The sequence below is a fragment of the Sphingomonas metalli genome (genome assembly GCF_014641735.1).
Taxonomy (GTDB): Bacteria; Pseudomonadota; Alphaproteobacteria; order Sphingomonadales; family Sphingomonadaceae; genus Sphingomonas; species Sphingomonas metalli.
Map to the genome: position 1 here is coordinate 66,423 of NZ_BMIH01000004.1, position 25,790 is coordinate 92,212.

The window sequence follows — 25,790 nt, forward strand, 5'->3', positions numbered from 1 at the left end:
TCACACGATCGAACGGCCATGAGACGGCTGCAGACTGACGACAATGTTGGCGAAGGGAGCAAGGCATGGGCGTGTGGCTGCGCGACAGGGAATGGAATGGTGAACCGGACCAGATCGTCGATTGCGCCATTATCGGAGGTGGCCCCGGCGGGTTAACCGCCGCCGTCTACCTTGCGCGCTTCATGCGGCGTTGCGCTGTGATCGATGCTGGTTTCGGACGCGCTGCATCTATTCCGCGGTCCCAAAACTTGCCCGGTTTTCCTGACGGGATAGCAGGCGTCGACTTCCTCGTGCGTCTTGAAGCGCAGCTTGAACGCTACGGCGGACTTATCCGGCGGGGCGAAGTGGATGCCATCGCGTCGTCGGGCGACGCTTTCCTGATCTCTCAAGGGCTAGATGTCATAAAAGCCCGCTCCGTCATACTCGCGACTGGCGTTGTCAATCATCGGCCGGCGATTCCCGCCGCGATGCATGATGCCGGCGTTGCCCGTGGCCTCATCCGCTACTGCCCAATTTGCGATGGTTACGAAGCACGGCACAGCGTAGTGGCAGTGTTGGGTGCTGACCGGCACGGTGCCGAAGAGGCGCGGTTCTTGAGCGGTTTCGGAGCGGACGTCACGCTGCTGGCCTATCGAGCTCTCGAGCTCGAGGCGGACGAAATTGCGGCGTTGCAGCGGGACGGAGTATCGGTCGTCCAAACGCCGGTCGCGAGACTCTTCGTCCAACAAGAGCGGATCGAAGCCGTATTGACCGACGATCAGCGGCTCACCTTCGACACGCTATACCCCGCGCTTGGTTCCTCGCCGCGTTCGCAGCTCGGCATATCCTTGGGGGCGAAAACAAGCGCCTCGGGCTGCATCGTCACCGATCAGCACCAACGAACGACGGTCGCGGGAGTATACGCGGTTGGTGACGTTGTCGAAGGTTTGGATCAAATCAGCGTAGCCCTGGGCCAGGCAGCGACTGCCGCCACAGCGGTCCATAATCAACTGCGAGATCAGGACTTGGTTAGTCGACCGTTCGAACCGGCACCAATGCACCCAGCTGTGGGCCGGTCGAAGCGTGTCGGATGAAGGCTGGGATGCGATCTCGGATCGGCGAGAAGGCCAGATGTGGAAGCGTGTGTCCTGACTTTCGGCATGGCGCTCTCGCGACAGTCCGCCCTCGCGAGCAGGAGTGAGGGTCGACGAAGAACGCGTCGCTGCGACAGGCCGCTTTGTCTATGTATACCGGTTGACGCAAAAGTCTTGTGTTGCCGTTGGCTTAGCCCTTACCTCCGGCTTGAGTCGGGCGGTCGGTCACCTCCAGAAGCGTCAGCCGAATACTTTTGGCCTGAGAAACAACAGGCTCGACATTCAGCGGCTGGTCTCTCGGCCCGTCATGCATCGAAACTGAAAGGTCAACGAACCGTCGCGACGGCGGTGAGGGACAGGTGCGGATCGCGCGTAATTCATGTTAGCAAGAGGAGAGATGAACATGAACGACCTCGATGAGCTACTTGGGAGGCTGGCGCGCGCGCCCGCTCCTCCAGCGCTGGAGCATATGGAAGAACGCGTCCTTGCGCGCCTGAAATCCGCCCCCATGGCCCGATCGGGTGCCGGGCTTGGGTTGGTAACGGCCATCGCGGCGCTCATCATGGGCATGGCCGGTGGCGTACCGGCGGCAGCAACCGGAGCCTCTTCCTTGGCTCCCCTCGGGCCTCAGCAACCGCTCGCACCTTCTTCTCTGCTGTTCGGCACACCGTGACCATGCGTCGCCAAGCAGCCCTGATCGGCGTGACGGCTTTCCTGGCAGCTTTGGCCGGTGTTTTCCTCGGGCGGGAACTCCTGCCGGCACGTCCTAGGGCAGGCGCTGAGCTCCATGAGGTGCTGCATCATCGGCTAGCACTTGACGAACGGCAGTCGGCGAAGCTCGACAGTCTCGAGCGCCTCTATGCCGTTCAGCGCCGCGCATTAGAGTTCGAGTTGCGGGCGAGCAACGCAAGGCTGGCCGCGGCGATCGAGGCCGAGCACGGCAACGGCCCGCGCGTCACGGCTGCGGTGGATCAAAATCACGCCGCGATGGGCGAATTGCAGAAAGCGACTTTGGCTCACATCTTCGGCATGCGCCAGCTTCTCCGACCGAACCAGACTGCACAGTTCGACCGTGCCGTGGTGAAGGCGCTGACCGAAGACTCGCAGTGAGCCTTGATTGGAGGAGTCTGTCTGACGGTGAGCTTGCTGCACTCAGTCAGGTCGGCCGCCAGGCGGCATTTGCCGAGATCGTCCGGCGGTACGAGGAGCCAGTGTTCCGGCTCGCTCGTGGTTGCCTCGGCAACACCGACGAGGCGCTGGATCTGACTCAGGAGACCTTCATCTCGGCGCATCAGGCGCTCAGCCGCTATGACGGAGCGCGGTCCATGCGTGTATGGCTCTCGGCCATCGCGCTCAATAAGTGCCGCGACTGGGCGCGCAAGCAGAAGGTGCGCCGCTTTCTGTCCTTTGCGACACCGATCGCGGAGGAGGCCGAGGCTGTTCCGGACGACCAGGTGGGAATCGAGGAGGCGGCATCCAGTCGCGAGGAGCTCGATCACGTTCGGCGGGCCATATCCCGATTGCCGATGAACTTGAAGGAGCCGCTTGTGCTCCGAACGGTGGAGGGGCTCAGCCAGGCCGAAACGGCCTGTCTGCTCGGAATCAGCGAAAAAGCGGTCGAAACCCGCGTCTACAGGGCGCGCTTGCGACTGTTAGAAAAATTGGGATCGCGCGAGGGGTAGACCTCTTGGATGCGTAAACAAGTTAGTAGCCCATTCCTCAGTCATGGCATGGAACGAATGACACACGCCTTGAATCGTCGCGAGCTGCTTCGTGGTGCCGCCGTCACAGGCGGTAGCTTGGCCATGGCGGGGTATATGCCCGCCTGGGCGCAACCGGTGTCCGGCGGCATTCTCAAGCCGCTGCCTACGGTGGTCGGACCGGACATCAACCTTACCATCGCGCACATGATGATGACCATCGATGGACGCGAGCAGCATGCGATCGGCTTGAACGGCACCGTACCGGGTCCCCTCGTTCGCTTGCGTCAGGGCCAAAACGTACGTCTTTCCGTCACGAACGGTTTGAAAGACGAGGATACCTCAATCCACTGGCACGGGCTTCTGGTCCCCTTCCAGTATGACGGCGTGCCCGGTGTCAGCTTCCCGGGCATCGGTGCCGGCAAGACCTTTGTCTACGAGTTTCCGGTGATCCAGTCGGGCACTTACTGGTATCACAGCCATTCTGGTCTGCAGGAGCAGCTTGGTCATTACGGCCCAATCGTCGTCGACCCAGAAGGCCCGGACCCGATCCAATCCGATCGCGAGCACGTAATCGTGCTTAGCGATCATAGCCCAATGCATCCACACGCCATCATGCGGAAGCTGAAGCAGCAGTCGGGCTACTTCAACTATCAGCGCCAAACGCTCGCTGGTCTCCTTGCCGGTGCCGATCAGCCGTTCAAGGAGCGCTGGGACTGGGGCAAAATGCGCATGGACCCCGCGGACTCCTCCGACGTGACCGGCTCGACCTACACCTATCTCGTCAACGGCTACGGCCCGTTCGACAATTGGACCGCGCTATTCACGCCTGGCGAGCGGGTGCGGCTGCGCTTCGTCAACGCCTCGGCGATGACGCACTTCGACGTTCGAATTCCCGGCCTGAGAATGACGGTGGTGCAGGCCGACGGGCAGAATGTCCGGCCGGTTCCGGTGGACGAGTTCCAGATCGGTGTCGCCGAAACCTACGACGTCATCGTCGAGCCGGCCCAGCCCGAGGCATTCACGCTCGTTGCGGAGTCGGTCGACCGCTCCGGCATGGCCCGCGCGACGCTAGCGCCGCGCGCGGGCATGAGCGCGCCCGTTCCGCCTCTGCGCGCCCGCCCACTCGCGACGATGCGCGACATGGGCATGGGCAACATGGGCGACCAGACCACGGGCAGCATGGATGGTATGGAGGGTTCCTCCGGGCGACCGGTGGATCCGACTGTCGAAAAGAATCGATCGGCCAAGCTGGCGAAGCTGACGGGCTGGAGCGGTTCTGCGGCGTCCGCGTCTTCCGCTGCTTCGCAGCAACCTATGAGCGGGATGGCAGGCATGAACCATGCGGCGATGGGCCATTCGAGCGCATCGACGGCGTCCGGGATGACGGGCATGGCCGGTATGGCTGGCATGCAGAGCGTTGACCCTGGTTCCGCCATGGCTGGAATGGACCATGGCGACATGGCGGGCATGGACATGGGCGCCATGAACATGCGCGATTTTTCGAAGGCACCGCAGGTGAAACGCGGCCCCGGCGTCCAGACCATCTCGCCCATGCCCGAGTATCGTATGGACGAACCCGGCCAGGGGATGGAGCGGGTCGGCCACAAGGTGCTGGTCTATACCGACCTTGTCGCGACCGAGCGCAACCCCGACACGCGCCCGCCCGACCGCGAGATGGAAATACATCTCACCGGCAACATGGAGCGCTACATGTGGGGCTTCGACGGCGAGAAGCTGTCGGAGATCAAGGACCCGATCCCGTTCACCAAAGGCGAGCGCGTCCGGATCAAGCTGGTGAACGACACGATGATGTCACACCCGATCCACCTTCACGGCCACTTCTTCGAACTGGTGACGGGCCATGGGGACTTCGCGCCCCGCAAGCACACGGTCATGGTGCAGCCGGGCGGCATCGCGATGTTCGACCTGACGGCGGACGCGCCAGGCGATTGGGCGTTTCACTGCCACCTTCTCTACCACATGCACGCCGGCATGATGCAGGTCGTGACCGTGCGCCCGCTGGACGCGCCGAGAACTCTTCCTGGGCCAGGAGGAGCAGGTTGATGCGTGCCGTGTTCCTGGCGCTGCCGCTGCTTGGCCTCGGCGTACCCGCCACCGCGCAATCGATGGACCACAGCAACATGCCGGGTATGCAGATGCCCGGCATGAAGATGGGATCGAAGCCCGCGGCCAAGCCGAAGGCGAAGCCCAAAACTTCCGTCAGCTCGGCGTCACGCAAGCGGTCCGCCCCGAGGCGCGCACGCGCCGCTCCGCCGCGCTCGCCCCAAGCGAGCAAGCCCGTGGCTGGGGCGAGCCCGGCAGCCGATCCCCATGCGGGGCACAACATGGCCGACATGCCGGGCATGAACATGGAATCGAGCAGCACTCAGGCCGCGCCTGATCAGCCGGCGCAAGGACATGACATGTCGGCGATGCCCGGCATGGAAATGGGCCAGCAGCCAGCGGCTGACCCCCACGCCGGCCACGACATGTCAGCGATGCCGGGGATGAGCCCGAGCGGCGGACAGGCTGCTCAGCCGATGCCGGGCCATGACATGTCCGCCATGCAGGGCATGGAAAACGGGCAGATGCAGGGCATGGACCATAGCCAAATGCCCGGCATGGACCACGGCGGCATGGCAGGCATGAAAATGGGGCCGAGCGGGACCGTGAAGCCCGTGACCGGCAGCACGACGGCACCGCCACCGCCCAGCGATCACGCGGCCGACCTGATTTGGGATCCGGAGGCGATGAGGGGCGCGCGCGCGGACCTCCGGACCGAGACAGGTGGGCAGTCCTTCTACATGGTGCTGTTCAATCTCGCTGAATATCAGGCGAAAAAAGGCCGTGACGGTTACCGCTGGGACGGTGAGGCTTGGTATGGCGGCGACATCAATCGTCTGACACTCAAGACTGAGGGCGAAGGTGCCTTCCGTGAAGGCCTCGAGAGCGCCGAAATCCAAGCAGTCTATTCGCGATCGATTGGGCCGTATTGGTTCGTCCAGGGAGGTCTACGGTACGACATCAAACCCAACCCGTCTCGTACTTACGCGACCATCGGCATCGAGGGGTTGGCTCCGAACAATTTCGATGTGGAAGGTGCGCTGTTCCTTTCGGACAGGGGCGACGTCCTCGGGCGCATCGAGGGTTACTACGACCAGCGTGTCACGCAGCGGCTGATCCTGCAGCCGCGCGCCGAGTTCAACTTGTCGGCTCAAGACGTACGTGCCGAAGGGTACGGCTCGGGGCTGGTCGACGCAGAGTTGGGTCTGCGGCTTCGCTACGAAGTTAGGCGTGAGTTCGCGCCATATATCGGCATCTCGTGGGAGCGTCAGTTCGGCGATACGCGCCGCTTCTCCCGCTTGCGCAATCAAGAAACAGGAGGGTTTAGCTTCGTCGCAGGCGTGCGGACTTGGTTCTGAACCTCGTAGGGCTGCTCGAACCGAAATCGTGACTAAGACATAATGCGGTCGTGGAGCGTCTGATGACCAGAGAACGCGAATATACGTGGAAACGTCATCTTCCAAGTTGGACATTTTTAGCGCTGCTTGGGGTGATGATTGTCTTGCTCGGCACCTCATTTGTCTATTTCGGCCTCTACAATATCGGAGCTGACGCGCCTCACATCCGACCCGTTTATGCGCTGATCGACAGCCTGCGAGAGCGTTCGATATCGGTGCGCGCCAGCGGGATCTCTGCGCCCGCGGATCTGGCATCTCCCCAGCGCATAGCGACGGGTGCTGGGCTTTACGGTGAGATGTGTTCAGGTTGCCATCTTGGACCGGGGGTCGAGCGGTCGGAGCTGAGTCACGGTCTTTATCCGCAGGCGCCGGAGCTTGCGAAGGCCCACCCGATGTCGCCAGCCGAACAGTTCTGGATCATCAAGCATGGCGTAAAGCTCAGCGCGATGCCGGCATGGGGAAAGACGCATTCCGATCCGCTGATCTGGGACATGGTCGCGTTTGTCCGCAAACTACCGAGCCTTTCACCTGGGGAGTATCGGGAGCTGGTAGCCGGGGCGCCAGCGGATCACGACGCCATGATGAAGCAAATGGGGTCGGCCACGAGTGGTAAATGAAACAAGGTTTCCAAAGCTAGAATGGCGAACAGGCCCGTGGAATCCCGCAAGGGAGCGGATGCGCTTGTCGCTTTGATAAAGGCCGCGAGCGACGCGGACCGTTGTCAGGCGTAGTCTACGTGCTGCAGGCGACGCGCGCGGCTAGAGACAAACTGGTGTGGTGGACGGTACTCGGCTTTGACTGATGGCGAAGTGCCTAAAGCAGGGCGCGTTCTGCTGCCCCGCCATCCAGGCCGAAAACTCGCATTCTACCCCGATGAAGAACCGGGGACCCTCAGGACCCGTCAAGTATCCGGTTGCCGCCGGATGGAAGACTGGGATCACGTCAGACGCTCTGTGCCTGCCGGCTTATGATCGGCGGAAACAGCAAAGGCGGTATTGCAACGGCGTAATTGGCGGAAAGACAGAATTATGCGTCAGATGATTACGACGATCGACACCAAGGCGTCGGTGGGCGACGTCTGGATGCTTCTCAGTAATTTTGCGGTGTATCGCGAATGGCATCCCTTGGTTGCGATGCACGGCGACGCCGAGTTTAACGCTACCCTGGCGATCGAGCCAACTGCGCTGAGGCCGGGCCCCGACCAACCGATGCTTCCCGCCCGGGTCATCTGGTATCTACCTGCCCAACTGATCGGTTGGCGTCTTGGCATTCGCCGTTTCTTATGGATCGACGAAACCTACCAGATTATCGCTTTGGTAGATGGCGCGCAGGTTCTGCACGAGGTGCGTCTCAGCGGATGGCTAGCGCACTCTGCGCAGCTGATGATCCGGCGGCGAGTGATGCGCTATCTGGAGCGAACGGATCGAGCACTGCAGGATCGGCTGCAAAAGGGAAAAGCTCTCGCGCGACCCGCATTGCCGTCGCATGGCGGCTCGGGATAATGCCGGTGGCAAATCCGACGTAGAAAGCTTTAGGTGTGAGCTTTCCAGAGATTGTTCATCCGGGGTGGCCGGACAAGCCTGATGTTGCGACAAATCAGCTTCGACAATTGACTGAGTTCCATTCATAGGGATGCCCGAAACGCGCCCTTTTGTCGAGCCGAGATTGAGCGGCGCGTCATCGTGCCGAACGGTGGCCAAGTGGCTGGCACGCTACCGGGCCGAGGGCCGAGCCGGCCTTCTCGATCGCAGTCCGCGTCCCCGGCGGATGCCGCGTGCCACATCCGCCGATGTTCGCGACCAAGTCATCGACGCTGGAAAAACCCTCCGTGCTGTGAACGATCAAAGGCTGAAGCCAGGCTAAAACCGAGGTCTTCGCCATCACCTCAAAGGCCGTCGATAGGCGCATCTGTCGCGCGCGCGACTGCTGGAAGGTTTGAACCGACTAGCCCGGTAGATGCGACCGGCACGAGACGTCGGTTTCCAGATATTGCCCAATAATTGATCGTCGATCCAGGGTTTTGAGCTCCGATGCCGTTTATTTGTCTACTTAAGCGTAGCCAAAACGTAGGGTCTTAGCCCAAGTCGAGGAGACGGTGGCAGCCGGGGGCACCTCGAACATGCGCTGTGCAAGCCGGAGCGGATCAAGGAGCGGTCGCGCGTTGCGGCGAGCAGTTCGCTTCAAACTGGAGACGTTGCCGGCAACCGACACCGCATCGACGCAGAGCGCGAAGATCGCGCCCACCGCAATGTTGTGAAGGATCCAGAACGGCGCCCCGAGCACGAAGATGATCTTCATGCGGGTGGTAGACTTTTGCACCCGCGCGAGCGATCCCGCGAGGCTTCCGCATACCGCAAGCAGCGATGGCGTCCCATGCCACGTTAAAATGGTGATGGCGATAAGCGCGACAATGCTGAAACCGCAAACCGCGCGCACGCACCTGCGGCCGCCAATCATAGCCACGCAAACCAGTTGCGTGAGGGACAGGATCGAGGTTGCCGAAGCTGTCCAAGCGCCCAAGCACGCGAATTGCACCGAAAATGCTGCCGCGCCTAGACTTTGCACTGCCACCGTCTTGCGGTAACTTGCCGCATAGGGCCACGACATGACGCAAACCAGAGCAATGGCACCGCAGATCAGTGCCAGACTGTCGGTTTTCGCAACGGTGTCCCAGGCGCTCAGCGTCATCACATCCCCCAAAAGAGTCTCTTCGAGGTCGTGGTGAAGAAATGAGGTTAAAACTACGTTGCGGCCGATGACCCTAATCGGCGTGTTCGAGCCCGCATACCACCAAAATTTGTCATCAGCCGGTCTGACCGGGTTGTCGCCGCGCCCGGGACCCGCATTGCGCTAATCCTTTTCAGACTGTGCGCATTCCCGCATGCGGACACCCGCGGCCTGGCCGATGGAACGATGGACACGCAGAGACACCGCCCCGGTGCTCCGCGGGAGCGAATGAGCTACCGCTGCTCGACAAGTTCGGCAACGAATTGCTCGGTCGGGAACTTTTATGAGGGACGCGCGCGCGGGCCGCGTATCCCTAGGAGAATACAGAACGCTCGTCAGGCCAGAGAGACCATGCAGCATCCATATAGTCGACGTCAGTTCATACGCGGCAGCGCCGTTGTCGGAGGCAGCCTAGCGCTGTCCAGTTATTTTCCGGCTTGGGCGCAGCCGGTGTCGGCGGGCATCACCACGCCGCTCCCGACCGTATCGGGCAATGATATCACGTTGCGCATCGCCCGGCAGACAATGATGATCGACGGGCGGTCGTCGCCAGCGATCGGCATCAACGGCACGGTGCCGGCGCCGCTCATCCGGCTGCGTGAGGGCCAAAACGTTAGGCTAAATGTCGTCAATGACCTTGCGGAAGACAGCTCGATTCATTGGCACGGGCTGCTCGTGCCCCCTCAGTTCGATGGCGTCCCCGGCGTCTCATTTCCCGGGATCAAGGGTCGTTCGAGTTATCTTTACGAATTCCCGGTGCGGCAGAACGGCACCTATTGGTATCATAGCCATTCCGGGCTGCAGGAGCAGCTCGGCCATTACGGTCCGATCGTTATCGATCCGGCCGGCGAGGATCCGGTCAAATATGACCGTGAGCATGTGATTGTACTTTCCGACCACAGCCAGATTTCGCCCGAGGGCATCTTCAGGCGAATGAAGGTCGATCCCGGCCATTTCAATTTTCAGCGGCAGACATTGGCCGGTCTGCTCGCCGGGCGCGACCAGACGCAGAAGGAACGCTTCGACTGGGGCAAGATGCGCATGGACCCGACTGACGTGTCGGACGCAACCGGGCCCGCGTACACGTATCTGGTAAACGGCCATGGCCCGTTCGACAACTGGACGGCGCTGTTTACACCCGGCCAGCGAGTGCGGCTACGCGTTATCAACGCTTCGGCGATGACAACCTTCAACGTCCGCATTCCTGGACTCAGGTTGACGATCGTCCAGGCCGATGGCCAGAACGTCATGCCGGTCGAGGTCGAGGAATTTCAGATCGGCGTCGCCGAAACCTACGACGCGATCGTCACCCCGATGGAGGACAAGGCGTTCACCCTTGTCGGGGAGGCCGTCGACCGCTCGGGCATGGCGCGGGCGACGCTCGCGCCGCGGGCGGGCATGGCTGCAGAGGTTCCGCCGCTCAGGAAGCGGCCTATTGCGACCATGAAGGACATGGGCATGGGCGACATGTCGATGGGCGGCATGCAGGGCATGGATATGTCCGGTGGTGCGATGCGCGGGGTCGATCTGACTGCCGAGAAGAACCCGTCGGCGAAGCTCGCGAGCACCGCGATGGCCGCGGGCGCCGCCGCCATGCCCGGGATGGATCATGGCGCAATGCCGATGGACCATTCGGGCATGACTGCTGACGGAGGCGCCATGGCTGGCGTGGATCACGGCACGATGCCGGCGCAGTCGGGCAGCATGCCCGGGATGGACCATGGCTCGATGGACATGGGCTCCATGGATATGGGCTCGATGAAGATGCGCGACTTCTCCAAGGCGCCGCAGGTCAAGAAGGGACCCGGCGTTCAGACCATCTCGCCGATGCCGATGGACCGCACCGGCGAGCCCGGCCAGGGTCTGGAGGATGTCGGCCACAAAGTGCTGACCTACCGCGACCTCATGGCGCTCGAGCGTAACCCGGACGTGCGCGCGCCCTCGCGCAGCATCGACATCCACCTGACCGGCAACATGGAGCGGTTCATGTGGTCGTTCGACGGCGAGAAAATGTCGGACGTTCACGAGCCGATCCCGTTTATCGAGGGCGAGCGCGTCCGCGTGAACCTCATCAACGACAGCATGATGGGGCATCCGATCCACATTCACGGGCACTTTTTCGAATTGGTCACGGGGCATGGCGACCGCGCACCGCGCAAGCACACCGTCATCGTGCAGCCGGGCGGCAAGGTCACGTGGGATTTCACCGCCGACGCGGTGGGCGACTGGGCGTTCCACTGCCACCTCCTCTACCACATGCACGCCGGGATGATGCGCGTCGTCAGCGTCCGGCCGAAGGGAGAGGCGGCATGATCCGGCTCGCCGCCGCGCTCGCGGCCACCACCGCCCTCGCTGCTCTAGTTGCCGCACCCGCGCAGGGACAGTCGATGCAGGGCATGCCCGGCATGTCGATGCCGATGCCTGCGAAGAAACCGGCGCCCAAAAAACCGACGGCAACGAAGAAGTTCCCAGCGAAAAAGGCGGCTCCGGCGAAAAGGTCGTCTACCCGTACGTCGGCCACGAAACCCGGCGATCAATCCATGAGCGACATGCCCGGAATGTCGGCCACTCCGGCGCAACCCGCCATGACCGGGATGGATCATGGCGCGATGACGATGCCCGCCGCGCCGGCGCAGTCGGGCACGATGGAAGGGATGGACCATGGTTCCATGCCCGGCATGCAGTCTCAAACGGGGGCGTCGTCGATGCCCGGAATGGACATGCCTGCCGGCCAAGCAGGTCACGACATGTCGGCGATGTCCGGCATGGCACAAACGGGAACGAACCTGCCCGCCGGCACCGCCCCCGCGCCGCAGCCGCCAATAGACCATTATGCGGAGAAGCTCTTTCCCGCTCACGACATGGCGGCGGCGCGGCGCGACATGATGCGGGAGCAGGGCGGCCAGACCAACTATCAGGTCATGTTCAATCTCGCCGAATTTCAGGCGCGCAAAGGGCGCGATGGATATCGTTGGGACGGCGAGGCCTGGATCGGCGGCGACATCAACCGACTGTGGCTGAAGTCGGAAGGCGAAGGCGCGTTCCGTCAAGGCGTCGAAGCAGCGGAGATCCAGGCGCTCTACAGCCGTGCGATCGGCCCCTATTTCAACCTGCAGGGCGGTGTCCGCCACGACTTCAAGCCGGGCCGGCCGACCACCTACGCGACCGTCGGCTTCGAGGGTCTAGCGCCCTATTGGTTCGAGGTCGAGGGCGCGCTGTTCCTGTCGGACAAGGGCGACCTACTCGGCCGACTGGAAGGCTATTACGACCAGCGCATCACACAGCGGGTGGTTTTGCAGCCGCGGGTCGAGTTCAATCTGGCCGCGCAGGATGTACGCGAGACGCGCACGGGCGCGGGTCTGTCGAGCGCCGAGCTTGGCCTTAGGCTTCGCTACGAGATCACGCGGCAGTTCGCCCCATATATCGGTGTCTCCTACTCAGCGAAAACCGGGCAAACCGCCCGCTATGCACGTGCGGACGGTGAGGATCCGACGGTCACGAGCTTCGTTGCCGGCGTTCGGCTCTGGTTCTGACGTTCGATAAAGGGAGGGAATGATGGACCGCGCAAGAATAAGGCACCATTTTCCCAGCTTGACCTTCGTCGCGATCGCCACGGTTGTGCTGGTCATCGCTGCGGCGGGTTTCATCTATTTCGGCGCCTATAATATCGCCGCCGACGCTCCGCACACCCGCCCAGTCTATGCCATGCTCGACGGTCTGCGCGAGCGTTCGATTGCCGTCCGCTCGCGAAACATCGCGGTGCCGGGCAATCTCGCCGATGCCAAACGCATATCGTCGGGCGCTGCGCTTTACAAAGAAATGTGCTCAGGCTGCCATCTGGGACCGGGCGTGGAGCGCAGCGAGATGAGCCAGGGCCTCTATCCGCGAGCACCCGAGCTCGCCGAAACCGCCGATCTTTCGCCCGCGCAGCAATTTTGGATCATCAAGCATGGCGTGAAGCTGAGCGCGATGCCGGCATGGGGCAAGACCCATCCCGACCCGCTGATCTGGGACATGGTTGCGTTCGTTCGCAAGCTTCCAGGCATGACCGGCGAGGAATACAAGACCCTGATCGCCGGTGCGCCGGCTGAGCACGATGAAATGATGAAGGACATGGGCGGCATGAAGGGGATGGCAATGCCCGCAGCGCCGCATGGACATGACTGAGATCCGCGCGACACGCTCGGGCACAACTCTATGAGGAGCCCGCGCGCGAGGCTGCATCTGCTTGCCAGCCGCGCGCACAAATGGTTGGCCATCGTCGTCGGCGCGCAGCTTCTGCTCTGGTTCGCGAGCGGCGCGCTGATGAGCTTTTTGCCTATCGACCGCGTCCACGGCGACCACCTCGTCGACCGCACCACGGTCATGCCGCTGAACCCGGGGGTCGGGCTCGCCGTACCATCGGAATATTTGCGGTCCGTCGGAGAGCCGGTCCAGAGCATCACCATCCGGATGCTTGGAAGCAAACCAGTTGCCGAAGTGCTGACGGCAAAGGGCGTCACGCTCGTCGATGCGATCACCGCCTCGCCGCTTCCGCCGCTCGACGCGGGCGGTGCCGAGGAGATCGCGCGCGACGCCTGGCGTGGGACGGCCCGGCCTGCGACGCGCGCGACGCTGGTGGCCAACGCAAGCGCCGAGTACAGAGGTGCGCTCCCAGCGTGGCGGGTCGCCTTTGCGGACCCCGACGCGACGCGTGTTTTCATCCCGGTTTCGACCGGTCGCATCGCGGCGGTCCGCACCAAAACCTGGCGGCTCTATGATTTCTTCTAAGGTCTGCACATCATGGACTGGAAGAATCACGAGAATCCCAACACGCCGTCGTTATTTGTGTTCGCGATTGGCGGGCTGGCGCTTAGGCTGGGGGGAGCCGTCCTCCTCTACATGCGTTGGCCCATGCGACTGCGACGATCTGCCGGGGGGCGATCAACACTCCAGCAGGAAAACGCATGATGGATGACAAGCAAGACAAGATGATGATGGGCATGGGCTACGGCCGCTTCGCGGCGATGATCGCGACGTCGACGATCGTGATGTATGGCCTGATGTATCTGAACACCTATGCGCTGAGTCATGTCGAATACAGTCAGACTCGCATGTGGATGGCGTTCGTGATGGGCGCGACGATGGCGCTGATCATGATCGGCTTGATGTGGGGCATGTACAAGAACATGCGCGCCAACATCGGCATCGTCGTCGGCAGCATCATCGTGTTCGCGCTCACGCTCTGGCTGGTGCGCAGCCAGGAGACGGTCAGCGATGTAAGCTACATGCGGGCGATGATCCCGCACCACTCGATTGCGATCATGACCAGCGAGCGGGCCCACATCAAGGACCCGGAGGTTCGCAGACTCGCCGACGGCATCATCGACGCGCAGGTCCGCGAGATCGCGCAAATGAAGCGCTACATCGCGCGGCTCGAGGCCAACCCGACGCCAGACAACGCGCCCGACCTGCCCTCCTACCGCGACAAGCAGGTTCCCCCGCCCGTGCCCGAAACCGACGAGAGCACCGGCATCAACACGCTTCAGCCGATCCGATAAGAGCAGGCCGGAACGCGAGTGCGCGTCCCGGCTTACTCGTCAGCGGGGTCGTGACTAAGGGAAGCTTAGCGACCGCTGGAACCCGATTATCAGGCGAAATCTTGGGTTTCGCGATACACGTTGGCGACCAGCACGAAGTCGTTGGCGATCGGCTGCGCATAGGCGATGCTGACCCAGCGCGGAACGTAGCTTCGGCCGAACGATCCGATCGACTTGATGGCGAGCAGCGCCAAGCTCGTTTCCGAGCCGTCGCGGCCGTCCTGTCCTAAGTGTTTGCTGACACCCGCCTATACCTCCAAGGCCGGCGCGAACTCGCCCTCATTGTTGAAGTTGTAGAGCACTTGGCCGGTCGCCTCGCCTTCTTTCGTCTGCGTGGCGTTGCTGATCCGATAGAGGCCTCGACGGTGAGCTGAAGGTTGCGTGCGGAGCCGAACTCCAATCGCGGCACCAGCCAGTAGTGGTCCGGCCCCTTCTCGTCGCCGCGGGTGCGATCGTAGCGCAGAAAAAAGTTTTGCCGGGAGTGAGGGCTCAGCTGGCTGTGCGCGTATACGCTTATAGGAGGTGAAGAACGGTCATCGATCGACCTTGATGGTCGTCCGCCTGTTCAAAAGCACACCGTTTAAAGACCAGGCAAGTAAGCGGGTCGCTAAGCGGTGATTTTCTGTGCGCATCTATAGTAGTTCTAATCGATGTTGTAATCTGGCTTCCGCCCACACCTTCTGGATCTCGCAATTTACTTATTCCACGCCGAGTGGGAACCTTGTCTTTCCCGCAGTATTCTGACGCAATCCGTCGCCTTACCGACGGGGATTACATCAGGAGGTCAGGTCATGGCGCGGAAACAGGATCGAGACTCACTGCGGGTCGATCGCGTGATCGATGATTACAAGCTGTCGATCGGAGATAACGGCTCCGACGTCCAATTCGGCCAAGGGTCGAAGATGAACATCGCCTTCGGTCGCGGTGGCTCCGATGTCCTGACCGGCGGCGCAATGGACGATGCATTGTGGGGCGGCAGAGGCAACGACGTGCTGCTCGGCGGCAACGGCATGAATCATCTCGACGGTGGTGCCGGGATGGATGTGCTGCTCGGCGGCGCCATGGACGACACCTTGCGGGGCGGCGACGATCGCGACATTCTGAACGAAGGTGACGGGCATGGCGACGTCGAAGGGGGTAAGGGCGACGATATTCTATTCGGCGGTCGAGGCGCTGATGCGTTTGTCGTCGATCGCGACAGTGGCAACGACATCATCTACGATTTTACCCCTGGCCCGGGTATGTTCGATCACCTGGCTTTGCGCGACATCGCGCCCGAGGAGCTTCGGTTTGAGGAGACGGCGCTCGGTACGCGGGTGAGCTGGAACGACGGCAAGAGTTCCGTCCTGCTCGTCGGCGTTGAGAAGAGCGAACTCGCTCAAAACGATTTCATGTTCACTGACGACCGCTATGTGCTGCAGCCGGCAAGCCCCAGTGCAGATCGGCTGCAAGCGATTAGCTACGCGAAAAGCGAGGGCGGAGATGTTTCGGCGCCGGCTGTGTCCGGCGAGACCAATCCGAGCGTCGCGTACAGCTTCGACGATTTCGACGTAAGGTACGGATCGGCGCGGGGCGACGTCTTCCAGGCCACCGATGATCGCGATGTGTTCTTCGGACTCGGCGGTAACGACAAACTATACGGCGGCGCCGGCGACGATCATCTCGAAGGCGGAGCAGGTGCCGACGTGCTGGATGGCGGCGACGGCAGCGACATGCTCAAGGGTGGCGATGGCGCCGATCAGCTCTATGGCGGCGCGATGGCTGACGGGCTGATGGGCGAAGCCGGTGACGACATCATCTACGGTGGCGCTGGACACGACATGATCGATGGGGGGACAGGCAACGATCGCCTCAACGGTGGCGACGGTGCCGACGCGTTCGTTGTTCGGCCCGACAGCGGCAATGACGTGATCTTCAGTGGCTTTGACGCAGGACCCGGTGCCTTCGACCATATCGCCTTCGAGGACATCCTGCCGAATCAAGTGAAGGTGCAGGATCAAAGCAACGGCGTGCTGGTCTCCTGGGCCACCGATGCGGGCAGAGGTTCGATCCTGATCGAAGGGATTCACGTCGCCGACATGTCGCAGGACGATTTCATGTTCAGCAGCGTCGAGGGCGGTGGCTTCGTCAACAATCCGGCGATCACCTACGCCGGCACCGAGCTGTTGTTCGCCTGATGTGTACCCGCCGCGCCCGGAGCCCTGTCGAACGGCAATGATCGATCAGCCTTTTCGCAGCGGCCCGGTCGCGGCATTCGCGCTGTGTCGCCGCCATTTCGTGGCGGCGGCCGTCTTCAGCGCCTTGGTCAACCTGCTTTACATCGCGCCGACGCTGTACATGTTGCAGGTCTACGACAGGGTGGTCCCGACGCAAGGATTGCAGACGCTCGCATTCGTCACTCTTGCCCTCCTCTTGGCGCTCGCGACGTTAGCCCTGCTCGATCGAATCCGCATCCGGCTCCTGGTGAGGGCCGGCGCCCAACTCGACGCCGTACTCGCTCCCCTCGTCCTCGACGCGACGCTGGGCCGGCCTGACGCACCATTTGCCCGGCAGGCGATCCGGGAGTTCGACGCTCTTAAGGGTACGCTGAGCGGGCCGGGCGTTCTTGCGGTCTTCGACGCGCCCTGGGTACCGATCTACATTCTGGTTTGCTTCCTCGTGCACCCTTTGATCGGACTGTTGGCTCTCGCGGGTGGGTTGGTGCTGCCGGCTATCGCTTGGGCGAATGAGCGTGCCACTCGCACGCGTCTCGATAGGGCGCAGGCGATCGCCAATGCGAGCTATCTGAACCAGGAGGCGCTTCTTGCTGCCGCCGAGAGCGTGCGCGCGCTCGGCATGCGTCGCGCGATGGTCTCTCGCCAACTGAGACATCGGGAGGCCATGCTCGTCGCGCAGACGGGAGCCAGCTTCCAGGGCGGCACTTACCTCTCCGTCACCAGGTTCGCCCGGCTCGCGCTTCAGTCGCTGGCCTTGGGCTTGGGCGCGCTCCTCGCGGTCGACAACCAGATTTCAGGCGGCGCCATCTTCGCCTCCTCCTTCCTGATCGCGCGCGCGCTGGCGCCGATCGAGCAACTTGTCGGCTCCTGGCGACCGATCGCCCAGGCTCGTCAAAGTTTCCGCAAGCTCGAAGCTCTGTTAGCCGACGAGCCGGTCGGCGTTGATGCGACGCGCCTCCCCGCCCCTACTGGCGCACTGGACCTCGAAGGCATTACCGTAATCAACGAGGCTCGGGACAGCGTGGCCCTGAGATCGGTTTCTTTGCGCGTCGCACCGGGTGAAGTCGTCGCCATCGTGGGTCCGAGTGGCGCCGGCAAGTCCACGCTGGCTCGTGTTATTGCTGGAGCGTTGACGCCCGACCGGGGTACGGTTCGCTTCGACGGCGCTGATGCCCGCGACTGGGATCCAGAGCAGATCGCCCGACACCTAGGCTATTTGCCGCAGGATTCGCTGCTCCTCGCGGGCTCGATCTCTGAAAATATCGCTCGGTTCGCCGCAGATCGTGGAGAGGATCGCGCCCTGATCGACTCTGCGGTGATCGCCGCCGCCAAGAAGGTCGGGGCCGATGACCTCATCCGCCGTCTACCCGGCGGCTATGATCACCGTATCGCCCCGGGGGGCCGCGGCCTGTCGGCCGGTCAAACGCAGCGCATCGCACTGGCGCGGGCTGTTTATGACAATCCTTCCATCCTGATCCTGGACGAACCCAATGCCCACCTCGATGCAGAGGGCGATGCAGCTCTGCTTACGGCCTTGACGCAGCTTAAGGCGGAGGGCCGCACGATCCTGGTCGTCTCTCATAAACGGGGTATCCTGCCGGTCGTCGACCGCATGCTGGTCATGCGCGAAGGAGCCATCGAGCTCTTCGGTCCGAGAGATGCCGTGCTCCCCAAGATAGCACCAGCGCGACTGCGCCGAGTGCCGGCCACGGCGAACAGCTGATGACAACAGGCATCCTGCCGCATCCGCACGCTCCTGATCCGCCGTTCCGACAGGTTGCGGATCCGTCACGGGACATTCGAACGGGCGCCCTGATTGCGGCTGGTTTCTTTGGGATCTTTGTGGGCTGGGCTGCCGTCGCCCGGCTCGATGCAGCCGCCTATGCTCCCGGCACGGTGGTGGTATCCGGCCAGCGTCAGGCCGTCCAGCACCGAGACGGCGGCGTGGTCGGCGGCATATTCGTGCGGGAAGGTGGGCGGGTACGGCGCGGCCAGCTGCTGCTCCGTCTCGCCGCCGCTGACGTCCAGGCGCAGGAGCGCGCTCTCGCGTCCCAAGCGATCCGACTTCTGGCGCAACGAGCACGTCTGGAAGCCGAGCAGTTCGGTCGGTCACGCATTACCCCGCCAGCTGAATTTGGGACGCTTCCCGCCGAGGATCGGCCGAATGCCGCACTAGCTTTGAGTCTTCAGCAAACGGAGCTCGATGCCCGTCTGGCGGTGTTAGCCGCGCAACGTGGTGCTTTGCGGCAGCGCGTCGTTCAATCGGGCGAACAGGGGCGAGGCTATGGCGAGCAGGCAGTTGCTGCGCGCGAGCAGCTTCGGCTGATTGATGCGCAGATCGCGGCATTGAAGCCGGTCGCGGAACGCGGTTTCGTGTCGCAGACGCGCATGCGCGAGCTCGAGCGTACTCGCGCTGAGCTTCGAGGGCAGCGCGGTCAATACGTGGCCAGCGTTGCGCAAACACGCGGCGCAGCACGGGAGAACGAGATCCAGGTGCTGGAGGCGGAGCGCAGCTTTCGGGAGCGGACGGCATCGGAGCTGCGAGAAGTGGAAACAGCACTGGGCGAGACTCTTCCCAAGCTGACAGCCGCACGCGACCAGTTAGCAAGGACGGAGATCCGGGCTCCCGCGACAGGCTCGGTGATAGGATTGTCGGTTTTTACCCCCGGCGGGGTTGTTGCTGCGGGGCAGAAGCTGATGGACATCGTTCCGGAGCGAGCTGCGCTCGTTATTCAGGTGCGGATTGCTCCCGACGATGCCGACGACCTGTCGGTCGGGCAGGAAGCCCTCGTGAAGTTTTCCGGGCTTCACGACCGGACTATGCCGAACCTGCATGGGGCACTGACTAGGCTGTCAGCGGACAGCTTTACCGATGAGAAGAGCGGCCAAAGTTTCTTTACCGGCGAGGTGACTGTTGGTCGCGATCAACTGCGGCTCGTGCAAGCGGTGCGGGGTCGAGGCTTCTCGCTTCGCGCTGGCATGCCCGCCCAGATCCTCATCCCGCTTCGCCGGCGTACAGCGCTCGACTATGCGCTGGAGCCACTGGTGGGCAGCTTCTGGTCGTCCTTTCGGGAGCATTGAGAGTCCGATTTCAGAATGATTCGCATCTCTCGGATGTACGAAAGCTCAATAGCTTCGAAGCCTGAAGCGGAACACTCAGGTTGCAACCGCATTCAGAGCGCTGGAGTGACCTCCAGTTCTGCCAACAGACACGGAGCGTGTCGGCCGGGAAATTACTCGAGGGTTCCTACGCTCCCGCACGTATCCATAAGCAAGGAGACAAACGTGACCAAGCTGTTGACCGCTTTCTTTGGAACCGCCCTCATTGCCGCGCCGGCTGTGGCGCAGGGACAGATGCAAGGCATGGACCACAGCAAGATGCAGGGCATGAACCACGGCGACATGGCCGGCATGATGGCCGGCAATCCCTACGGTCAGGCCGAGATGGACATGCATCAGAAGATGATGGCCGCGAAGCAGGGCGACGCCGCCGAGATGTGGACCCGCAAGATGATCGAGCACCACCGCGGCGCGATTGCGATGGCCCGGATCGCGCAGCGCGACGCGAAGGATGCCGAGACGCGCCGCATGGCCGCGATGACGATCTCGAAGCAGGAGAAAGACATTGCGGAGCTTCAGGCGTGGCTTCGCAAGCACGGCAAGCGCGCGCAGTAAGGCGCGCTGCCCCCGCCCTGCCGATCCCCCCCATTCCCCGCGGCAGGGCGGGGCCTTCCTCCTTCGGAGCTTCGCCCATGACACTCAGCGCCCGCGCACTCGCTGCTGTTCTCCTGATCGCCCTCCCAGGCATCGCGTCGGCTGCGGCCGACATCGCCATGCACCGCGACCCCGGTTGCGGCTGTTGCGAGAAATGGGCTGCGCAGGTGCGCCAGCAGTTCGGCCGCAAGGTGCGCATCGTCGACGATGCGAACCGAATGACGCTCCAGCGCCGCGTGGGCGTACCGGCCGCGCTCGCGTCGTGCCACACCGCCATTATCGACGGCATGGCGTTCGAGGGCCATGTACCGATCGCTGACATGAAGCGCGCTTTGGTAGAGCGCCCCCGCGGAATGCGCGGGCTGGCGGTCGCCGGGATGCCGCTTGGCTCGCCGGGCATGGAAGTTCCGGGCGCGCGATCTCAGTCCTACGACGTGATCGCGTTCGGTCCAGCCGGGCAACGCCGCTACGCCCACCACGGGGCGTGAGGCGAGCGCGAGAGCCGTGGGCGAGCGGCAGTCGCCAGCCCTTGAGCGCGACTTCGTGCCGGCGCTCGGCCGCCCGGAGCTGACCGGCCTTTACGACCGCGCGATTGCGCTACTGACCCGCGAGCGACGCTGGCGAGCGGCGCTCTTGCACCTTGTCGCGCCCGCGGCCGGCGAGACGATCCTGGACGTCGGGTGCGGCACCGGCAGTTTCGCTATCCTGATGAAGCAAAGATGCGCGGACGCGCGGGTGATCGGCGTCGACCCAGACCCGGCAGTGCTGACCATCGCGAGCGGCAAGGCCGAGCGAGCCGGCGTCGCGATCGAAGCGCGGCAAGCGATGGGGGACGAGCTGGCCGCGATCGGCACCGGCCCGGTCGACAAGGCGACGTCGAGCCTCGTTTTCCATCAATGCCCGATGCCGATGAAACGCGCGACCGTCGTCGCCATGCACAGGACGCTACGCGCAAGCGGCGCGCTGTTCGTCGCCGATTACGGCGAGCAGCGCAGCCGCATGATGCGCCTTCTGTTCCGGCAGGTGCAGCGGCTCGACGGCTACGCGAACACGCAACCGAATGCCGATGGCTTGCTGCCCCGCCTGTTCGCCGAGGCGGGCTTTCGGAAAGTCGTCGAGCACGAGGTGATTTCTACGCCGGCCGGGTCGATCTCGCTCTACTCGGCTCGCAAGGCATAGCTGGGACGAGGAAAACGGCGGCGGTTGCCCGCCCCGTCCCCGATCGGTGCTTCAAGTCCGGCATCACGCGCGGGCTGGTGGCTCGTCATCGTGAAACGTCGCGACCGCACGTTCCGCATCACGGGCCTGACCTGGACTAAGACGAAAGACCTTCGCCTGGGGGGACCGCAATCGTCACCTCAGAAAGGATCACCAATCAGGTGCCCACGTTTCGCAAACAACGCGCGACACCGCTGCAATGAAATTCATATTGCAACCGATCATTCCGGCGCCGGCTTTTCACACAGGCTCTCAATGCGCCATCGACAGCGCGGCCGGGGCGAACAGCATCCACAGCGCCATCGCCACCATCATCAGGTTCTCGGTCAGCGAGATGAAGCCCAAGGGCACGTTGCTGCTGCCTCCGACGCACGCGCACTTCAGCTCGCGCTTGTCGAGGTAAACCGCCTTGAACACCGACACCGCTCCGATCGTGCCGATGACGAGTGCCACGGGGACCGACAGCCAGGTCATCGCGCTCGCGATCATCAGCACGCCCGCGCCCCCTTCCGCGAAGGGGTATATATAGCCGTAGGGCACCCAGCGCTTGGCGAGGAGGTCGTAGTTGAGGAACATGGTCGAGAACTTCTCGACATCCTGCAGCTTCAGCAGCGCGAGCACGCACATCGAGAAGGCGATGAACCATTCGCCCGCTCGGATCGTGAAGGGTGTCCCGAGCACGGCGTAGCTGACGGCGAGCGCCATCAGCGCGGTCATCGAGAACACCGCGATCACCGGCTTGTAGCTGGTCTCGTCCTTGGCGGGCACATGGCCGCCGAAGAAGCGGGTCAGGTCGTCGTTACCGCCGACTCGCTCACCGACGATAAAGGTCTGCGGCGTGGTCTTTACGTCATGCTTCGTCTTGAACGCTTCCGTCTGCTCCTTCGTGCGCAGCCAGTGGTCCTCGACCTCATAGCCGTGTCGCTCGAGCTGCCATTTCGATTTCAGGCCGTAGGGGCAGGTGTGCTCGGGCATCACCATGCGGTAAAGCACCGCCTTCTTGGGCGCGGTGGTCGCCATGTGGCTTCTCCAACTGCTTACCCACCCTATATAGAGTCTGTACCATAGTCCGGAGTCAAGGCATGGCGGGCATGACGATCGCGGGGCTTGCGCGCGAAGGCGGCGTGGGCGTCGAGACGGTGCGGTTCTACCAGCGTTGCAGGCTGCTCGCCACACCCGAGCGGCCGGGCGGATCGGGATCGAGCGGCGGTTTTCGCCGCTACGGCGCCGAAGACGTGCGACGGCTGCGCTTCATCCGATCGGCGCAGGCGGCCGGGTTCACGCTGGAGCAGATTAGGGAACTGCTAGCGCTGAACGCGACCGACGATCGAGCCCGCGCACGCCAGCTCGCCAAAGAGCGCGTCGCTGCGCTGGAGGTCAAGATTAAGGAGCTGGAGCGGGTGCGCGCGTCGCTGCGTCGCCTCGCGCGCGAATGCGGATGGGGCTCAGAAGGCCCCTGCCCCATCCTAACCGCGTTCGACGCATCGTAACGCGACCTTACGCAACACGCCGGAGACCGGCCTTCTGCTTCCGCCGGTTCCAAGCGAACCCAATCGCGATGGCGACAGCCACGAGGAGCTGCGCCAAAAACGATTGCCAAGTGGGGAACAGCCCCAACATGGACAGGCGCGGCACGTCCGCCAGCGGCGCGATGTCGATGATGCCGGCTTCCTGGAGGGCGGCGACGCCCTTGCCCGCGAGCACCACTGTCAGCACCGCCATCAGCCATGAGCTGTAGCGGAAGAACCGCGCGATCGGCAGCTTGCGGCTGTAGCGGAGCATGGCCCAGGCGATCACGCTGAGCAACGCGACCGCCGACCCGGCCCCTGCGAGCAACATCGCATTGTCGCCTTGCGCCGAAAGGGCGGCGTAGAACAGGATCGTCTCGAAAACCTCCCGATAGACCACCACGAAAGCGAGCCCGAACAGGAACCAGCCCGACCCGCCGCCTAGAGCCCGCGCCATCTTCTCGCGGATGTAGCGTTGCCACTGATCGGCCTGCGCCTTGCCGTGCATCCAAATTCCGACCGAGAGCAGCACGATCGCGGCGAACAGCGACCCGAACCCTTCCGTTAGTTCGCGGCTCGCACCGCTGATCCCGATCGCATAGGTGGCGACCGCCCAGGTGAGCGCGCCGGCGACGAGCGCGCCGATCCAGCCGCCATGCACATAGGGCAGCGCCTCGCCGCGCTCGGCTTTGCGGAGGAACGCGATCATGGCGACGACGATGAGCAGGGCTTCGAGCCCTTCGCGCAGCAGGATCGTGAACGCGCCCAGGAAGGTGGAGGCTTGCGTGGCGCTATCGGGCGCGAGCGCGGCTTCCGCGTCATCGAACAGGCCGCCCAGCACAGACACCCGTTCGGCGAGATCGTCGGTCGACGCGCCGCGATCGACGGCGGCGCGATATTCGCCCATCGCACCTTCGATCCGGTTCATCAGCGTCGCGTCGCGCGCGGTAAGCGTCGGCTCGACCGGCTCGAACCCGTCGAGATAGGCCGCCAGCGCCAGCTCCCTTGCGCCGTGCGCGTCGCCGCGCCGGGCCGCGTCCAGGCTGGCGGCGAGCTTGGCGCGCGCGACCGCGAGCGAGGCCGGCGCTTGTTGCACGACCGCTTTCGGGTGACGGCGCAAATAGGCCATGACTGCGTTCGCCTTGGCGTCGCCGATCGAGCCGGCGAGCGCGGCCGGGGTGAGCCCGACAAGGGTTTTCAGATCCGGAATACGCTGGCGCAGCGAGGGGTCCGACTTCCACAGCCGCTCGCCATCGCGCGCCTGTTCGTCGGTGAACGCGAACTCCCCGGCGCGGAACGCGACCGCCCAGCGTTGATCGTTCGGCAGATCGGCGAAGCTTTGCATCGCCGTCCCGTCGAGTCCTTGCGTCACCACCTGATAGAGCGCGAACACGCTGCGCTGACGCGCGCGCCCTAGATCCGTGAACGCGATCGGCGGAGTCGAGAGTTTGGCGGCATCGGAGCCATGCCCGTCGCCCGTCATGCCGTGGCAGGCCGAGCAGGTTTGCCGGAACAGGGCTTGGCCCGAAGCGAGGTCCGGGGCCTTGTCCGGCGCGAGCGGCACCGGGAAGGCGCGTAGCAGATCGACCGCGAGCCCGTGCGCGATCGTCGCGACCTGTTCGGCCGAGCCCTTTCGGGCGATCACCGCCTGGAGATTGGCGACCCCCTGGACGAGCGCTTGCCGTTCCGGCTTTGGCGGCAGCGCCTGGAGCCGCGCCGCGACGGACGCGGCGAACTCGTTCATCTCGGCATATTCCGACGCGCTCTTGACCCGGCCACCCTCGACCGCGCCGCCGTAATCCACCGCCATGTAGTCGAGCAGTCGCCAAGCCGTTTGCACGTCGGCGGGTTGGGCCAACGCCGCGGCGGGGAACAGCGCCAGGAGGACGGCCGCGAGCCGGATCAGAAGCACACGCATCACAGCTCCCCCAGCTCGCGCCGCGCGCCGGTGACGATTTCATAGGCGGAGTGGAGGAACAGCAGCGCGATCACGCCGGCGACGGCGAGGTCCGGCCAAGCTTTTCCCGTCCACGCCACCAGCCCGGCCGCGGCGATCACGGCTACGTTGGCGAGCGCGTCGTTGCGGCTGAACAGCCAGATCGCGCGGACATTGGCGTCGCCTTCCCGGAAGCGGGCGAGCAGCAGCGCCGAGCCGACATTGATCGCGAGCGCGACGACGCCGATCGCGCCCATCAGCTCGGCATCGGGCGCGGTCGCGTTGAGCGCGCGCCAGATCGCGAAGCCGATCACGCCGACCCCGAGTGCGCCAAGGAACAGCCCTTGGGACAGGGCCACGCGCGCGCGCGCCCGCGCCGACCAAGCGAGCGCGAGCAGGCCGAGTAGGCTGATCGACCCATCCCCGAGGAAATCGAGCGAGTCGGCTTTCAACGCCTGACTATCGGCGAGGAACCCGCCGATCAGCTCGGCGACGCCAAAGCCGAGGTTCAGCACCACGACCATGAGCAGGGCATGGCGGTAGGCGGGGTCATGTTGAGCGCGGGCCGGCGAGCCGGTGCAGGCGCAGCTTGCTTCGTTGGACGTCATGGCTACTTCCCTAAAACCTCTAGCTGCTGTAGGAGCAAGCAAAATCT

Annotated in this window: 26 protein-coding genes; 21 read left to right on the plus strand and 5 right to left on the minus strand. The window is 63.6% G+C overall.

Features of this window, described 5'->3' with window-relative positions; all coding sequences use genetic code 11:
- Positions 1 to 65 precede the first annotated feature (65 nt).
- The 9 genes from IEX18_RS14625 (at position 66) to IEX18_RS18875 (ending at position 8,100) form a co-directional block, all read left to right on the plus strand.
- Positions 66 to 1,073 (plus strand): NAD(P)/FAD-dependent oxidoreductase, encoded by a 1,008-nt coding sequence (locus IEX18_RS14625; protein ID WP_188659507.1) that lies wholly within the window; start codon positions 66 to 68, stop codon positions 1,071 to 1,073.
- A gap of 403 nt (positions 1,074 to 1,476) precedes the next feature.
- Positions 1,477 to 1,746 (plus strand): hypothetical protein, encoded by a 270-nt coding sequence (locus IEX18_RS14630; RefSeq protein ID WP_188659508.1) that lies wholly within the window; start codon positions 1,477 to 1,479, stop codon positions 1,744 to 1,746.
- Between the two features lie 2 nt (positions 1,747 to 1,748).
- Positions 1,749 to 2,183: a periplasmic heavy metal sensor gene (locus tag IEX18_RS14635; RefSeq protein ID WP_188659509.1), complete on the plus strand. Its 435-nt coding sequence runs from the start codon at positions 1,749 to 1,751 to the stop codon at positions 2,181 to 2,183.
- Entirely contained in the window at positions 2,180 to 2,755 is a 576-nt protein-coding gene (locus tag IEX18_RS14640; RefSeq protein ID WP_188659510.1) for an RNA polymerase sigma factor, read from the plus strand. Before IEX18_RS14635 ends, IEX18_RS14640 begins: the two co-directional genes overlap by 4 nt.
- Positions 2,756 to 2,812: 57 nt before the next feature.
- Positions 2,813 to 4,840 carry a copper resistance system multicopper oxidase gene (locus IEX18_RS14645; RefSeq protein ID WP_188659511.1) on the plus strand — a complete coding sequence of 676 codons (2,028 nt, stop codon included), beginning with the start codon at positions 2,813 to 2,815 and terminating at the stop codon, positions 4,838 to 4,840.
- Positions 4,840 to 6,198, plus strand: a complete 1,359-nt coding sequence (locus IEX18_RS14650; protein ID WP_188659512.1) for a copper resistance protein B — start codon at positions 4,840 to 4,842, stop codon at positions 6,196 to 6,198. Before IEX18_RS14645 ends, IEX18_RS14650 begins: the two co-directional genes overlap by 1 nt.
- Before the next feature lie 62 nt (positions 6,199 to 6,260).
- On the plus strand, positions 6,261 to 6,854 hold the full coding sequence (locus tag IEX18_RS14655; RefSeq protein WP_188659513.1) for a c-type cytochrome: 594 nt from the start codon (positions 6,261 to 6,263) through the stop codon (positions 6,852 to 6,854).
- A gap of 411 nt (positions 6,855 to 7,265) precedes the next feature.
- Positions 7,266 to 7,739, plus strand: coding sequence for an SRPBCC family protein (locus tag IEX18_RS14660; RefSeq protein WP_188659514.1), 474 nt, complete (start codon positions 7,266 to 7,268; stop codon positions 7,737 to 7,739).
- Between the two features lie 130 nt (positions 7,740 to 7,869).
- Positions 7,870 to 8,100, plus strand: a complete 231-nt coding sequence (locus IEX18_RS18875) for a leucine zipper domain-containing protein (RefSeq protein WP_373284580.1) — start codon at positions 7,870 to 7,872, stop codon at positions 8,098 to 8,100.
- A 186-nt stretch (positions 8,101 to 8,286) separates the two neighbouring features.
- Here the strand turns inward: IEX18_RS18875 and IEX18_RS14670 are convergent, their stop codons facing one another.
- The gene (locus tag IEX18_RS14670; protein WP_188659515.1) at positions 8,287 to 8,925 is read right to left on the minus strand and encodes a YgjV family protein; all 639 of its coding nucleotides are present in this window, start codon (positions 8,923 to 8,925) and stop codon (positions 8,287 to 8,289) included.
- Between the two features lie 390 nt (positions 8,926 to 9,315).
- Between IEX18_RS14670 and IEX18_RS14675 the strand changes: the two genes are divergently transcribed.
- The 5 genes from IEX18_RS14675 (at position 9,316) to IEX18_RS14695 (ending at position 14,504) form a co-directional block, all read left to right on the plus strand.
- Positions 9,316 to 11,277, plus strand: a complete 1,962-nt coding sequence (locus IEX18_RS14675; protein WP_188659516.1) for a copper resistance system multicopper oxidase — start codon at positions 9,316 to 9,318, stop codon at positions 11,275 to 11,277.
- Positions 11,274 to 12,497 carry a copper resistance protein B gene (locus tag IEX18_RS14680; RefSeq protein WP_188659517.1) on the plus strand — a complete coding sequence of 408 codons (1,224 nt, stop codon included), beginning with the start codon at positions 11,274 to 11,276 and terminating at the stop codon, positions 12,495 to 12,497. Before IEX18_RS14675 ends, IEX18_RS14680 begins: the two co-directional genes overlap by 4 nt.
- A 58-nt stretch (positions 12,498 to 12,555) precedes the next feature.
- On the plus strand, positions 12,556 to 13,131 hold the full coding sequence (locus tag IEX18_RS14685) for a c-type cytochrome (protein ID WP_308419352.1): 576 nt from the start codon (positions 12,556 to 12,558) through the stop codon (positions 13,129 to 13,131).
- An 84-nt stretch (positions 13,132 to 13,215) separates the two neighbouring features.
- Positions 13,216 to 13,734 carry a hypothetical protein gene (locus tag IEX18_RS14690; protein ID WP_229664613.1) on the plus strand — a complete coding sequence of 173 codons (519 nt, stop codon included), beginning with the start codon at positions 13,216 to 13,218 and terminating at the stop codon, positions 13,732 to 13,734.
- Between the two features lie 179 nt (positions 13,735 to 13,913).
- Positions 13,914 to 14,504 (plus strand): DUF305 domain-containing protein, encoded by a 591-nt coding sequence (locus IEX18_RS14695; protein ID WP_229664640.1) that lies wholly within the window; start codon positions 13,914 to 13,916, stop codon positions 14,502 to 14,504.
- 89 nt (positions 14,505 to 14,593) lie between these two features.
- On the opposite strand, the gene IEX18_RS14700 is transcribed toward IEX18_RS14695, so the two are convergent.
- On the minus strand, positions 14,594 to 14,737 hold the full coding sequence (locus tag IEX18_RS14700; protein WP_188659518.1) for a hypothetical protein: 144 nt from the start codon (positions 14,735 to 14,737) through the stop codon (positions 14,594 to 14,596).
- A gap of 597 nt (positions 14,738 to 15,334) precedes the next feature.
- On the opposite strand from IEX18_RS14700, the gene IEX18_RS14705 reads away from it, so the two are divergent.
- The 6 genes from IEX18_RS14705 (at position 15,335) to IEX18_RS14730 (ending at position 21,652) form a co-directional block, all read left to right on the plus strand.
- Positions 15,335 to 16,720, plus strand: a complete 1,386-nt coding sequence (locus IEX18_RS14705; RefSeq protein ID WP_188659519.1) for a calcium-binding protein — start codon at positions 15,335 to 15,337, stop codon at positions 16,718 to 16,720.
- A gap of 37 nt (positions 16,721 to 16,757) precedes the next feature.
- Positions 16,758 to 18,482, plus strand: a complete 1,725-nt coding sequence (locus IEX18_RS14710) for a type I secretion system permease/ATPase (RefSeq protein ID WP_188659520.1) — start codon at positions 16,758 to 16,760, stop codon at positions 18,480 to 18,482.
- Entirely contained in the window at positions 18,482 to 19,840 is a 1,359-nt protein-coding gene (locus IEX18_RS14715) for an HlyD family type I secretion periplasmic adaptor subunit (protein ID WP_188659521.1), read from the plus strand. The genes IEX18_RS14710 and IEX18_RS14715 overlap by 1 nt, the downstream gene beginning before the upstream one ends.
- Before the next feature lie 273 nt (positions 19,841 to 20,113).
- On the plus strand, positions 20,114 to 20,434 hold the full coding sequence (locus IEX18_RS14720; RefSeq protein WP_188660044.1) for a DUF305 domain-containing protein: 321 nt from the start codon (positions 20,114 to 20,116) through the stop codon (positions 20,432 to 20,434).
- 77 nt (positions 20,435 to 20,511) lie between these two features.
- A complete protein-coding gene (locus tag IEX18_RS14725) occupies positions 20,512 to 20,961 on the plus strand; it encodes a DUF411 domain-containing protein (RefSeq protein WP_229664614.1) in 450 nt (149 codons plus the stop codon).
- A gap of 16 nt (positions 20,962 to 20,977) precedes the next feature.
- Positions 20,978 to 21,652: a class I SAM-dependent methyltransferase gene (locus tag IEX18_RS14730; RefSeq protein ID WP_188659522.1), complete on the plus strand. Its 675-nt coding sequence runs from the start codon at positions 20,978 to 20,980 to the stop codon at positions 21,650 to 21,652.
- A 291-nt stretch (positions 21,653 to 21,943) separates the two neighbouring features.
- On the opposite strand, the gene IEX18_RS14735 is transcribed toward IEX18_RS14730, so the two are convergent.
- Complete coding sequence (locus tag IEX18_RS14735; RefSeq protein WP_188659523.1) at positions 21,944 to 22,711, minus strand: MauE/DoxX family redox-associated membrane protein; 768 nt, start codon at positions 22,709 to 22,711, stop codon at positions 21,944 to 21,946.
- Between the two features lie 62 nt (positions 22,712 to 22,773).
- Between IEX18_RS14735 and IEX18_RS14740 the strand changes: the two genes are divergently transcribed.
- Positions 22,774 to 23,181: a MerR family DNA-binding protein gene (locus IEX18_RS14740; protein ID WP_188659524.1), complete on the plus strand. Its 408-nt coding sequence runs from the start codon at positions 22,774 to 22,776 to the stop codon at positions 23,179 to 23,181.
- A 7-nt stretch (positions 23,182 to 23,188) separates the two neighbouring features.
- On the opposite strand, the gene IEX18_RS14745 is transcribed toward IEX18_RS14740, so the two are convergent.
- Both IEX18_RS14745 and IEX18_RS14750 read right to left on the minus strand, forming a co-directional pair.
- Complete coding sequence (locus IEX18_RS14745) at positions 23,189 to 25,117, minus strand: FTR1 family protein (RefSeq protein WP_188659525.1); 1,929 nt, start codon at positions 25,115 to 25,117, stop codon at positions 23,189 to 23,191.
- Positions 25,117 to 25,743: a cation efflux transmembrane domain-containing protein gene (locus IEX18_RS14750; RefSeq protein ID WP_188659526.1), complete on the minus strand. Its 627-nt coding sequence runs from the start codon at positions 25,741 to 25,743 to the stop codon at positions 25,117 to 25,119. Before IEX18_RS14750 ends, IEX18_RS14745 begins: the two co-directional genes overlap by 1 nt.
- Positions 25,744 to 25,790: the final 47 nt, after the last annotated feature.

Coding starts and splice junctions, on each gene's coding strand:
- IEX18_RS14630 (WP_188659508.1), top strand. CDS start 1,477: ATGAACGACCTCGATGAGCTACTTGGGAGGCTGGCGCGCGCGCCCGCT.
- IEX18_RS14635 (WP_188659509.1), top strand. CDS start 1,749: ATGCGTCGCCAAGCAGCCCTGATCGGCGTGACGGCTTTCCTGGCAGCT.
- IEX18_RS14725 (WP_229664614.1), top strand. CDS start 20,512: ATGACACTCAGCGCCCGCGCACTCGCTGCTGTTCTCCTGATCGCCCTC.
- IEX18_RS14655 (WP_188659513.1), top strand. CDS start 6,261: ATGACCAGAGAACGCGAATATACGTGGAAACGTCATCTTCCAAGTTGG.
- IEX18_RS14720 (WP_188660044.1), top strand. CDS start 20,114: ATGCAAGGCATGGACCACAGCAAGATGCAGGGCATGAACCACGGCGAC.
- IEX18_RS14710 (WP_188659520.1), top strand. CDS start 16,758: ATGATCGATCAGCCTTTTCGCAGCGGCCCGGTCGCGGCATTCGCGCTG.
- IEX18_RS14625 (WP_188659507.1), top strand. CDS start 66: ATGGGCGTGTGGCTGCGCGACAGGGAATGGAATGGTGAACCGGACCAG.
- IEX18_RS14650 (WP_188659512.1), top strand. CDS start 4,840: ATGCGTGCCGTGTTCCTGGCGCTGCCGCTGCTTGGCCTCGGCGTACCC.
- IEX18_RS14740 (WP_188659524.1), top strand. CDS start 22,774: ATGGCGGGCATGACGATCGCGGGGCTTGCGCGCGAAGGCGGCGTGGGC.
- IEX18_RS14735 (WP_188659523.1), bottom strand. CDS start 22,711: ATGGCGACCACCGCGCCCAAGAAGGCGGTGCTTTACCGCATGGTGATG.
- IEX18_RS14675 (WP_188659516.1), top strand. CDS start 9,316: ATGCAGCATCCATATAGTCGACGTCAGTTCATACGCGGCAGCGCCGTT.
- IEX18_RS14645 (WP_188659511.1), top strand. CDS start 2,813: ATGACACACGCCTTGAATCGTCGCGAGCTGCTTCGTGGTGCCGCCGTC.
- IEX18_RS14705 (WP_188659519.1), top strand. CDS start 15,335: ATGGCGCGGAAACAGGATCGAGACTCACTGCGGGTCGATCGCGTGATC.
- IEX18_RS14715 (WP_188659521.1), top strand. CDS start 18,482: ATGACAACAGGCATCCTGCCGCATCCGCACGCTCCTGATCCGCCGTTC.
- IEX18_RS14695 (WP_229664640.1), top strand. CDS start 13,914: ATGGATGACAAGCAAGACAAGATGATGATGGGCATGGGCTACGGCCGC.
- IEX18_RS14670 (WP_188659515.1), bottom strand. CDS start 8,925: ATGACGCTGAGCGCCTGGGACACCGTTGCGAAAACCGACAGTCTGGCA.
- IEX18_RS18875 (WP_373284580.1), top strand. CDS start 7,870: ATGCCCGAAACGCGCCCTTTTGTCGAGCCGAGATTGAGCGGCGCGTCA.
- IEX18_RS14680 (WP_188659517.1), top strand. CDS start 11,274: ATGATCCGGCTCGCCGCCGCGCTCGCGGCCACCACCGCCCTCGCTGCT.
- IEX18_RS14745 (WP_188659525.1), bottom strand. CDS start 25,117: ATGCGTGTGCTTCTGATCCGGCTCGCGGCCGTCCTCCTGGCGCTGTTC.
- IEX18_RS14750 (WP_188659526.1), bottom strand. CDS start 25,743: ATGACGTCCAACGAAGCAAGCTGCGCCTGCACCGGCTCGCCGGCCCGC.
- IEX18_RS14660 (WP_188659514.1), top strand. CDS start 7,266: ATGCGTCAGATGATTACGACGATCGACACCAAGGCGTCGGTGGGCGAC.